Origin of the sequence: Nitrosomonas marina (assembly GCF_900110145.1) — a bacterium.
In the GTDB taxonomy this organism is placed as follows: Bacteria; Pseudomonadota; Gammaproteobacteria; order Burkholderiales; family Nitrosomonadaceae; genus Nitrosomonas; species Nitrosomonas marina.
In genome coordinates, this window is the sequence record NZ_FOCP01000041.1 from 1 (window position 1) to 10,196 (window position 10,196).

The following is a 10,196-nucleotide window of genomic DNA, read 5'->3' on the forward strand; positions in this document are numbered from 1 at the left end:
TGTGAGAATGTCATTTGTATTTCCTGCATGGCGTCCTCACGCCGTGACAGGCTGTATTCGATGTTTGAAGGGCGGAACCAGCCGATATCTTCATAAGCGCTATATGGAATGCTGGCTTCGGTAATAAACGAATGCACGATTCTGAACTTAATAGCGTACCGATATGGAAGACCAACAGTCCCATCATTAGATGCAGTAAAGTTATGATGCGCGATGTACCACTTTTTAAGCACACCATAATGGTTGTCCATGGTGGTTACGCGTAACTCGACAGGTTCATTGCCTTGTACTGAATCTATCGCTGCGCCGCCTACACGTTTTTTTTCGCCAGTTATAGTGTATGGCGCATAATCGAGTTCCGTTGCAAACATATTGAACCATGGCCACAGCGTATCACCCATGAGTTCGCTGGATACTTCGATGAGGAATAAATTCTTTTTTGATAATCTTTCCAGCCTGATGTCTTCATATATTCGCTGCGCTTCTGTTGGGGTGATGCCTCCAAAAACCGGGGTAGGCCGTCCCCAATATCGAGTTTGTGAAGCAACCGCGCTCATGCCTGGTAATGACTCATTAAACAGGCCGGAATCGAGTATTCTAAGTCCGGCGTTGTTGATATCACCCTGCAGGATGTCGCCAAGCGCGCCGCCGCCAACATTCAGCGCCCGGTGTGCCTGTATTGGTATGTGTTCGTTGATGGCGTTGCGGACAACATTCGTTGCCGTGGCAGCACCTATCTTTGACACAGCCTGCGCCAGTTCGCCGCCGCCCATCATATTGGCAGCGTGCTGACCGATGGTGTTTGTTGCATTGGTGGCGCCTGATATAACTGAGCCTATAGCGCCTTTCTGTGACAGTGTTTTTGCGATATTGTTATAGAGTGACATTTTGTGTTAGCCTATTGTTACGCCTTGGGAGAACCGCCGGAGGGTGGAACAGCACGCAGTGACCTGTGACCCAGTGCCGTAAGGTATTCGGCCACAGAGAGCGGATCTGAGAGAGGGCTACTCAGGCCAAGGCGCTTCAATTCTTTTTTCTTGCTGTTCATTTTGGTGGCAATTTGCCGCTTCCCGCCCTGAAATACCGACCTGACAACGAATGTTTTCCCTAATGATTCGATTTCTATCCTGATCATGGATGCTCGCCCGGTGCCAACCTTTTCCCTGAATATAACAACTCTTTCATCTTTATGTATGAACCAGTCATCCGGATTGTTTAAAACAAATTGAACGTCTGACAATACAAGGTCAGGATCTGCGTCGTAATATTCAGAGTGCCTTTCAGCCAGCGCATGCAAATCAGCGCGCAATGACATGGGTTTGTCGAATCCAAGCCAGCGAACTGTTTTTTGAGGTATAGGTATAGTTGTGCTATTGCCTATGCCGTCGAGTATTTCTTCAGCTTCATCGTCAATATCGCCGTAATCGCCATAATATGGCAATGCGCTGTCCATCTTATTATCGTCATCGCTTCGATTTCCGAAGTCCCCGCCGCTTCGATTTCCGAAGCCGTCATCATGGTTTTCATCTTCATCTTTGGCCTTGACGATGGTGGCATAGAGTTTTGCCTGGTCTTCGTCAAGCAGCATTTCCTTGGTTAAAAAGTCTTCCATTATTTTCTCATTTGCGCCCATGTCTTTGATCTGCTGCATGACCTGGACAAGAGTCATGCCGGCGCTCATTGAATCCTGTCTGGTTCGTTGTTTCTCGGCTTCAAGCGCAGAAATAGAGCCATAAAAATTAACGATCCATGGTCGCTCGCTTGGGCTGAAAACAACACCATATTTCTTCAGCGTATGAATATCGATGATGTGATAGATGAATTCAGCCAGCGCAATGCGTATATGACGAGCATTCTCGGCTGCCTGGGCGGATGTGCGAAAGAAACCGCCTTCACCAAGTCCGCCAGCCATCTGGTCAGCAAAACCGATCATTGACATGTCAACGCCGATACCGCCAGACAGTAAACGGGCATGGAAAATAACATCCTCAACGGTTATGGTGCCGGTACGCCCGGTTTGCCCGCCGTCCGCATTGCTGATAGTAGTTAGTTGCTTTTCACCCCATACCGGAATCATGTGCCAGATACGCTCAAGTAGCGGTTTGCCTTCCTGTACCGCCGTTTCCGCCCGCTTTTTTGATGATTCAAACATTGTCTTAACTGAAGCGAGAAAGCTTTTTTGCTGTTCAAGCGTCATTGATTCCATGTTTAGCTGCAGCATTTTTTCATCGATAGAATCAATCCATCGCTGGCCTACGAGCCCGATCAGCGAAGCATACAGGTTGTCGTAAGCCTGTTCTACGTTATAAAGCAGCGATCCGCCCGCCATACTCGGCATGACCGGAACGCTATCCAGATCATCCTCAGTGATCATCATACGGATTGCCTTTTCGACTACGCCATGCTGTGGCACCCATTGCGTGCGCGGCATTTTGAGTCTGGCCATCTGCGCTACGGTCAATCTTTCCGGGTTACGTTCGTTGATAAATGAATGAAATCCAACCGTTCTATTGCCGCGTTCATACGGCTGTATCAATTGTGGCCGCACGAGTTCATCGGTATAAAGATCGACAACACCAGTACCTTCCTTTGAGTAAATCCTTGCGTATGCGTCACCGAACGCGGCGCCAGTGTACGCGCATTGATAGGCTTTTTTGTTCAGGATAGGACCGAGGGTATCTTTGATTTCCTCAGTCATGCTTTTCAATTTCTTGTTGCTTTCCGTATCCGGCTTTTGTTCGATAAAAACCACGTCCCCGGTCGTTTCATGTCCGCCCAAAGCTGACGTAACAAGCAGTTTCAGGGCTGATGAAACGATGGCGTCTGACTCCATGTCATCCCACTTGTTATAGATGTTCTGGCGCGCTCTTGCGCCGCGCCGTCCGGTGCCAAGCAGCGATGCAATAGTGGTTGATCCGCCGCCGTATAAATAGGCGTCCTCTTGTTTTATCTCGACCGCAGGGGCGATATGTTCAGCAGACCATCGTCTGGCTGGCATTCCGAGTTTTGCAAGGAAACTGCTTTTCTTAATGTTTGGCATACCGGGCAATTATGGTTTTTAGTCAATTGCAAAATGGTATGGCTTAACGAGTTCCCAATAGTGCCAATTTTCCGCAGCCGGTCGATCAATTGCGGAAAATTGCAATAAATGCCCTGTCTCAGGTCGGCATTATTACCCGTGTTGACTAATCACGGAGTAATAGTTATGCCTCAAAAAACGCCAAAGATTCGCTATTCATTGAAAGAAAGAGGGCGTCAGTACACCGGCAAGGTGCGTAATTTCAATATTCGGGCGCTGTTTGACTTTGTAAATAGTGACGCATGCCAGGAAACGGTTGAATCGCGCGGCATGATCGGTTACTACGGCCACTGGCCAAGAATCCGGTTTGGCATGGACCCGACCGAGGGCGGACTGGATAACGGCAAGCCCGTACCGGTTGAGCCCGCTTTTGTCACGACTCACCTGAAAATGTTTGATGATGGGACGGTCGAACATATTGCCGAGTTTTTCGATACAGCATCTGGAAAACTGGCGGAAAAACTGTTTTTCGACAGCAAAACAGGCGGCTTTTCGTCTGCAATCGACGCCTCAATAAACAAGTTTTATGGGTTTGATTATGTGATTGAGCCTAACTTCCTGAACAACTCATTCCGGGGCGTAACGCTGGATGATGCCATGGGCGGAAACCTTGGTGAACTGACCTATGACGATGTGTACGCAGCCGAGTGTGAAGAGCATGCCAGAAACATGATGGCGTTGCTGGACAGCATCAAGGGCGAGCGTGAAGCATCGAACGAAACAATCGAGCGCCTGCAGCAAGATAACGAACAGCTCATGTCATTCCTGGCAAGCCATAACGTTGACGCGGCTGCTGTTCTTGATTCGGCTGGTGGTTCGTCTCATATCCTGGTCGATGGTGGTGCGAAAGATCGGCTTCTCGATGACGTGAACAGCTTCGGTAGCGAAAAGCTTGTCCAGGCTGGTAATAGTGAAGAGGTTGTCATTAATGATAAGGCATACGAGCGCATGTACCGTGGGATGAACCGCTAAAAGCATAATTCATGATAGAGCCTGTAAAAAAAGCCTTCGGGATATACCTGGAAGGCTTTTATGACAACATCGTTCCGACTACCAAGTCACTTCAGGAATACGTATCCAGAGGTCATGCCACAAGCATTGGATGGGCAAAAGACAGGCTGGTGGATGATGCCGAGGCCATAATTGAGTCGTACTACAAGAACGATACCCAGAATGGACCAACGCAGCCGCCACAGTTGCCGGTCATTATTGCAGCCATGGACAAGAATTACACTCCGTCGGGGCGCGATTACACGCGACAGGTGACTGCTGACGACAATTTGTGGGTGATATTGCCTGACGATATCAAGAAACGCGCTTTCGATGTCAAGGTGATGGCTGGTGACATAAGGGCGCAGCTGGCTATTTTTTCGCATACGTCCGATACCGCGAGATCGATTGCCGCTCAATTCCTAATGTACGCTGATTCGCCGCTTCGCAGGCGTTTCAATGCCAGTTATAAGTTTGCCGGGCATGTGATGGACGGCTGGCCGGTACAGATAGAGACCCCTAACATGCCAGCCTCAAACATCAACACAGATTCCAAAAACATGACCATTCTGGCTATCGATATCACGCTGCATGCATCGATACCGCTGTTTGGCGCGCCTAAAGATGGCGATCCGAACGATGGCAAGGGAATCCCTGGTACCGATGATCCTGCAGGTCACCCGGTTGTGGTCGAGGTCGTCAACAAACGTGAGGACGTGCTGTGATTGAACGGTATCAGGATGAAATTATTGGTTATCTCTTAATCGGCCTGTGCTTTCTGTTGCTCACGCTCAGGGGCAGCCTCAAGAATCCTAACGATGCCAGTATGCTGCAATCCCAGGAAATAGAACTGGGCGATATCGTGTGGCGGTCCATATTGTTATGGCCGTATCACTTGCTATGCTGGATTTTTTCATGGCGGATCTGGCTAATGCCGGTCCGGGATATCCTGTTGAGGATTGGCATACTCAACCATGAAATGAATCCTCTGTACAAATTCCTGATTGTTGTATTGCTGTTTCTGAACCTGGTGTTTCTCTGGTATTTCGAGGTGTTCAAATGACAATAAAGATTCAGTCTACATTCTCAGGGTATGGAGGCGGCGCATGCACGCTGTTTTCGTTGTACGACACCGATACAAACGTGCTGGCTATCGGTGTGCAGGCAGAGTTCCGGAAAGAGCGCCGTAAAGATTGTATTGTGATTACAAACGACCCTGACATTGACCGTGACAGACTGTTCACGGATGACGATATCAAGGCCGCTATTTCAGCATTCTACGCGCTACAGCAGGGTGTGGCTTCTAACGGAAAGGGGAGTAGATTAGGATTTTCTGAGACCGCTGCAAGATCGAATCCTACATCATCAATCGAGAAAGACGGTATTGACGTCAACGGACCGCGTTACCGGATATCTGAAAACGTCACATGCGGGCAGATGGCTGCGCTTGCGACGTGCTTGCATGCAATAAAAGCCGGAAAGGTCGATCAGATGCTTGGCATGGCTGACGAATTGAGCATGCTGATGATGGGCGGCGATAGCAACAAGAACGATATGGATGACGAGGTAGAGCGGTTTAGAAGGGGCGAGGTAATTTCGATATGATCGATGTCAACTCAACCGCAGCCAAAGACTTTTATAAAGAGGTCCGGCGTTTCGCGCAAAGAACCAAGCCATGGGAAACGGCGCTGTTCTACGAGACCAAGCCTGATGAAAAGCACGATATAACCCTTGTTTCTCAGCGCGTGTACGGGCGCCGTGACGAGTTTCTGGCAGTAATGGCAGCTGCCGGGCTTGATACCGTCGATCAGCCATTGCCGCAGATCCGCATTACATTGCCTACCGAAGGTCAGCTTCATACAATCAAGAGACGTACTGGCTTTGAATCCGTGGCTGATAACCGCAAAGACTATAAGCCGACCTGGGAACGGCGCGGGAGATAGACGCCAGTGGTTGACAGTATTCTTGGGAAACTCAGGGGGCATGTAGGCGAGGCGAAAGGCCGCGCAGAGACCGACAAGCGTGAGCGTGAAGAGGCGGAACGCAAGGTTAATTCTGTAATACTCACGAAGCGCGAAGTTCAAGGGGAATGGGATGCTGCCAGAACCCTGTACACGACACTGGGCGCAACCGGTCCAAAGAGTATGCGGGAAATCACCGCAAACGATCTTGCGCAGTTCCGTCACAACATGGAGATTGCGCGAAGCAATTTCACCGGAGACGGTATTACGGCCAGACAGGTAATAGACCTGGCGTCATCGAAACCGCTGCCCGGAGCAGGATCCGACACCGACATAGACAGAGCTCGCAAACAGATCAATATGGCAATTCCTGTGTCGGCTGTGAATAACGAAGTGCGTTTTATCACCAATGCAGGACCGGATTCGGATGTCAATCGTCACCATGTCCTGGTGAGGTTTAATGCTTTCAGTGCGGCGGTCAATAAATTGATGTCAGCCAAGTCCAAGGACAATAAAACGCCTAAACAGACCGCTAACTGGTTAAGAAAGCAGAAACTAGCCTTTGACTGCGATTGCGGGCGGCATAGATTTTTCTTTCGTTATATCTCAACGATTGGCAATTTTAACGCCGGTCGTGACGAACTTGGATTCCCGAAAATAAGAAACCCGAACTTAAAGGGCGTTGCGTGCAAGCATGTGCTGCGCGTCATGAGCGAGATTGACACATCGACAACGGTGCTCAATTTCCTGACCAAGCACATGGAAAAAGTACATGCGTCAGCGGATAACAGAGCCAGACATAACATGCGCCAGGCTGAGGCTGACAAAGCGGCAGAGAAACAGGCCGCAAGGAAGCGGACAATCAAAACCAGCGAGCAGCGTGCGAAAGAGCGCGCGCGTGTGCAGGAGCGCAATGCGCTGAATGCTGCCTCCAAGAAAGTCAAACGGGTGAAAGTCAAGCCTGTTGGTACGCGCAAGATTGAGGCCGCATTGAAATCCGGAAAACTGGCCGAGTCGGATCTCGAGGTATTGCGCCGGTTCGGATTCACCGATAAGCAGATTGCCGACAAATTGGGAGTGTAGAACATCATGCTAAACAATGTGCCGAGCGGCATTAACCGGATGCGCCGCAATGTGGTGATGAACCACCCTAATACACTGGAATGTCAGGTGTTCAAAAAGATCGTCAACCGCAACGGTGAGCCGGTTGTTGGCGGACTGCCTACCCTTGGCGGGATGATGGTGCTCAGTTCTGAGGATGAAGAGGATATCGACTGGGAACATGTTGGCAACGGTTACGCGCTGCAGGCCGAAGCTTTTACGCCGGCCAGCATGATGGACCGGCAGGATGCGAACATCGGCGCAACCGAGGTTCGTTATCTGATCGAGCCGGAATTCCCTGAAGGCATGGAAGGCCACTTTTTTATCAGCAAGCATTACGTTATCTATCTGGTTATTACTGATGAAGTGAAAGTGGCTTATGAAGTGGTCGATATCGAAACGGTTATGAATGTCTCGCCGTATGCCACACGCTATGTCATGAACCGCAGGGCTGATCTGGACCTGCTACCCGATTAAAACCGGAAAAACCCGCATTTGGGCTAATTCTGTCCTTTCACAATAAACATTAACTCGCTCATTCGAGTATCAGTGCCCGGTCATTTGTCCGGGTGAGTAATTGTTTATAAAAACGAGGACAGAAGATGACCAAAGAAGCGGTAGTACAGCAAGTCAAGCAGGATTGCTACAGCCAATCAGCAGAGATGGCGACGGAGTTTGTTAATAGCCTTCTCGAAAACTCAGCCAAGGGCAACACTTTCGATTCTGCAAGCGCTAATGATTTTGCCGGATCAGTTGTTAATCAGGGCGATACTGGCGTGGAGGTTCCTGAGTCCATGCAGATTGTTCTGGATGAGGCGTATTGCGGCGCGAGTGAAGACGAGAAAAAGCGCAACCGGGCAAAAATCATCAAAGCCATATTTGACGGTGTTGGCACGTATCAGCGTCAACACGGCGTCAGCATTCCGCCAGATATCAGCAATTACGCCATCCACATGGGTTTTGCAGCAACCGATTTTGCGGCAAACAAGTACAAGCTGGACAGGGTTAAGCTGGATAGCGCGAGTTCTGCGCATCATGACCAGTTGTCGCTACAGCCTAACCGTGCTGTCGTGGCGATTCTGTCAGCGTTTGGTGACGCGATTCCCTTCGCTCACTATTTGCCTGCAGACATTGGCTCGAACGAGGCGAAGCTGGCTATCCTGTCGCACGAGGCCGGGCATGCATACGGTCAGTATGCGCAAGGCGACTCAATGGATGGCGTTAATTCAGGTAAGCCATACCTGACATCTTCACGCATTCACGCGATGTTTCCTGCTGTGAGCACCGGCAATATTGACGGAAAACTGACCAAGTTGCAGGACACGCCTTCAACTTGCGATCAGGCGGCGGATGCAATCAAATTGCTTCGCGGTCGTGCTGTTTTGTATGTCCGGGGCATGGTTGCAGCAAGAGAGGTGGATTCAGAGGGCTCGGGCAACTCTGTTATGAGCGGCTCAATTACGATTTCAGCGCAAACGTACACAATTGGTGGGAACATTAATACCGATACCGGTGTGTTCGCCATAACAACCACTCCAGCATTGCCAGATACGATTCCGGTTGCGGTTGAAAGCTTCGTTGACTACGAGCGAGGGCCTGAAAATATTCCAAGCATGCTGAGTGCCGTAAGAACGAGACCATTGTTCGCCAAGCCATGGCGTGGGTTTACGCAAGTTACGCCTGATGCGCGCACTCAGATATCACAGGAATTGGGCTTGGATGCACACGGTGAAGCGATGGTCGCCATTCAGCGTCAATTGTCTGGTGAGCGTCATTATGAAGTGCTTGAAAAAGCGTTGCGATTGGGTGCAAACAATCAGGTTACATTCGATTTTGACTGGACCAACCGAAAAACCTACATGCATCGCTCAGATGCGTGGCGCGATCTGGCTAGTGCTCTTGGCGTTGCTTCCCAACAAATGGCTATCGATACGTTCGATCATGGCATTTCTCACCTGTATATCGGTAAGTACATCATGTCGGACTTCCTGTCATTGCCTAGCGATATCTGGCAACCGTCCGGCGTTATGCTGCGTCCCGGAATTTTCCGTATCGGTCGATTGTTCGGGCTCTATGATGTGTACTACACACCAAGAACCATTCAGGACACAGCGGGTGCCGCGCAAATTCTCTGCGTAGGTCGCGCAAGTTCTGTTGCCTTGAATCCGTTCGTGCTGGGCGATTCCGTTCCGACAACCATGATCCCGCTTGGTGTCAGCACTGAATTAAAAGCTGGCGTTGGTGTTTACGGTCGTAGCCTGAACGAGGTCAATCCGCATATTTCAGCTTCCCTTGGTTGCGCAATCATCAACGTTACCAACATGCAGTAATCATTCAGGTGATTTTGATCTGATGTAGCAATTTATATACAGGAGAACATTGATGAGAAAGATAGAAGTGGGGGCGCCAGCCCTTCAGGGTGAAGCAAGGCAGACCGTCCAGCAGGTTTTCGGTGAATCCGAATTCCCACTGATGGTCACGGTAACAAGCCGTATGCCATGCGTCATTACAATCCCTGAAATCAACGGCCTTACGCTCGATACTGTGTGCAGTGCGGATGGTTCCAACTCGAAACATGTACAGGTAAACAGTATTGATCAGTTGACGCGCGCCGTTTCCAGCATGGAGCAGATTGCAACCATGAATAACCTGAAACATGCGCTGACGATCGAGGCGGTTTCTGATGAAGGCGATGAAAGTGAAGAGCCTGATTCTAACCCTGACGGAGAGAAACCAGACCCTGATGGCGGCTCTGCAGGTGGTGAAAACCCTGGCGGGCAAGGCACTGACGATGATAAGAGCGGCAAACAGGGCAAAGGCGGTGGCAGCGATGATCAAAACAGCCAACAACCTGAAGCAAATAAAAGCGGCGCTGGCGCAACAAAGACGGCGGAAAAATCAGGCAGTTCTGGTAGCAAAGCAAAGAAAGGGGATTAATCAGTTATGAGCGGATCACAAGCATTTGTTAGACAACTCGGTGAAGAGCCGGGTGTACAGCTTAACCCGCTGCGCGATAATTCCGAGATTCCTGCATTTAGCAATGCCGACCAGAATTTCGGGATTAT

11 protein-coding genes are annotated in these 10,196 nt (G+C 49.9%); 9 read left to right on the forward strand and 2 right to left on the reverse strand.

Annotated elements, in window-relative coordinates:
• Together BMX44_RS15795 and BMX44_RS15800 are read right to left on the reverse strand one after the other, a co-directional pair.
• The coding region (locus BMX44_RS15795) for a hypothetical protein (protein WP_090634803.1) at positions 1–887 on the reverse strand (887 nt) is incomplete at its 3' end.
• Between the two features lie 17 nt (positions 888–904).
• On the reverse strand, positions 905–3,040 hold the full coding sequence (locus BMX44_RS15800) for a hypothetical protein (RefSeq protein WP_143056980.1): 2,136 nt from the start codon (positions 3,038–3,040) through the stop codon (positions 905–907).
• A 165-nt stretch (positions 3,041–3,205) separates the two neighbouring features.
• Here BMX44_RS15800 and BMX44_RS15805 point away from each other — a divergent pair, with 165 nt between their 5' ends.
• From BMX44_RS15805 to BMX44_RS15845, 9 genes are all read left to right on the forward strand, one after another.
• Positions 3,206–4,051, forward strand: coding sequence for a hypothetical protein (locus tag BMX44_RS15805; RefSeq protein ID WP_090634807.1), 846 nt, complete (start codon positions 3,206–3,208; stop codon positions 4,049–4,051).
• 11 nt (positions 4,052–4,062) lie between these two features.
• Positions 4,063–4,794: a hypothetical protein gene (locus BMX44_RS15810; protein WP_090634808.1), complete on the forward strand. Its 732-nt coding sequence runs from the start codon at positions 4,063–4,065 to the stop codon at positions 4,792–4,794.
• A complete protein-coding gene (locus BMX44_RS15815) occupies positions 4,791–5,132 on the forward strand; it encodes a hypothetical protein (protein WP_090634810.1) in 342 nt (113 codons plus the stop codon). Before BMX44_RS15810 ends, BMX44_RS15815 begins: the two co-directional genes overlap by 4 nt.
• The gene (locus tag BMX44_RS15820) at positions 5,129–5,674 is read left to right on the forward strand and encodes a hypothetical protein (RefSeq protein ID WP_090634812.1); all 546 of its coding nucleotides are present in this window, start codon (positions 5,129–5,131) and stop codon (positions 5,672–5,674) included. Before BMX44_RS15815 ends, BMX44_RS15820 begins: the two co-directional genes overlap by 4 nt.
• A complete protein-coding gene (locus tag BMX44_RS15825; RefSeq protein ID WP_090634814.1) occupies positions 5,671–6,012 on the forward strand; it encodes a hypothetical protein in 342 nt (113 codons plus the stop codon). Before BMX44_RS15820 ends, BMX44_RS15825 begins: the two co-directional genes overlap by 4 nt.
• A gap of 6 nt (positions 6,013–6,018) precedes the next feature.
• Complete coding sequence (locus tag BMX44_RS15830) at positions 6,019–7,113, forward strand: hypothetical protein (protein WP_090634815.1); 1,095 nt, start codon at positions 6,019–6,021, stop codon at positions 7,111–7,113.
• A gap of 6 nt (positions 7,114–7,119) precedes the next feature.
• Complete coding sequence (locus BMX44_RS15835; RefSeq protein WP_090634818.1) at positions 7,120–7,608, forward strand: hypothetical protein; 489 nt, start codon at positions 7,120–7,122, stop codon at positions 7,606–7,608.
• Between the two features lie 125 nt (positions 7,609–7,733).
• Positions 7,734–9,461: a hypothetical protein gene (locus BMX44_RS15840; RefSeq protein ID WP_090634820.1), complete on the forward strand. Its 1,728-nt coding sequence runs from the start codon at positions 7,734–7,736 to the stop codon at positions 9,459–9,461.
• Positions 9,462–9,513: 52 nt separating this feature from the next.
• The gene (locus BMX44_RS15845) at positions 9,514–10,068 is read left to right on the forward strand and encodes a hypothetical protein (protein WP_090634822.1); all 555 of its coding nucleotides are present in this window, start codon (positions 9,514–9,516) and stop codon (positions 10,066–10,068) included.
• Positions 10,069–10,196 lie beyond the last annotated feature (128 nt).

Bases quoted from the DNA above. Each gene is read 5' to 3' on its own strand.
- BMX44_RS15845 (WP_090634822.1), top strand. From the start codon at position 9,514: ATGAGAAAGATAGAAGTGGGGGCGCCAGCCCTTCAGGGTGAAGCAAGG.
- BMX44_RS15800 (WP_143056980.1), bottom strand. From the start codon at position 3,040: ATGCCAAACATTAAGAAAAGCAGTTTCCTTGCAAAACTCGGAATGCCA.
- BMX44_RS15840 (WP_090634820.1), top strand. From the start codon at position 7,734: ATGACCAAAGAAGCGGTAGTACAGCAAGTCAAGCAGGATTGCTACAGC.
- BMX44_RS15820 (WP_090634812.1), top strand. From the start codon at position 5,129: ATGACAATAAAGATTCAGTCTACATTCTCAGGGTATGGAGGCGGCGCA.
- BMX44_RS15825 (WP_090634814.1), top strand. From the start codon at position 5,671: ATGATCGATGTCAACTCAACCGCAGCCAAAGACTTTTATAAAGAGGTC.
- BMX44_RS15835 (WP_090634818.1), top strand. From the start codon at position 7,120: ATGCTAAACAATGTGCCGAGCGGCATTAACCGGATGCGCCGCAATGTG.
- BMX44_RS15810 (WP_090634808.1), top strand. From the start codon at position 4,063: ATGATAGAGCCTGTAAAAAAAGCCTTCGGGATATACCTGGAAGGCTTT.
- BMX44_RS15805 (WP_090634807.1), top strand. From the start codon at position 3,206: ATGCCTCAAAAAACGCCAAAGATTCGCTATTCATTGAAAGAAAGAGGG.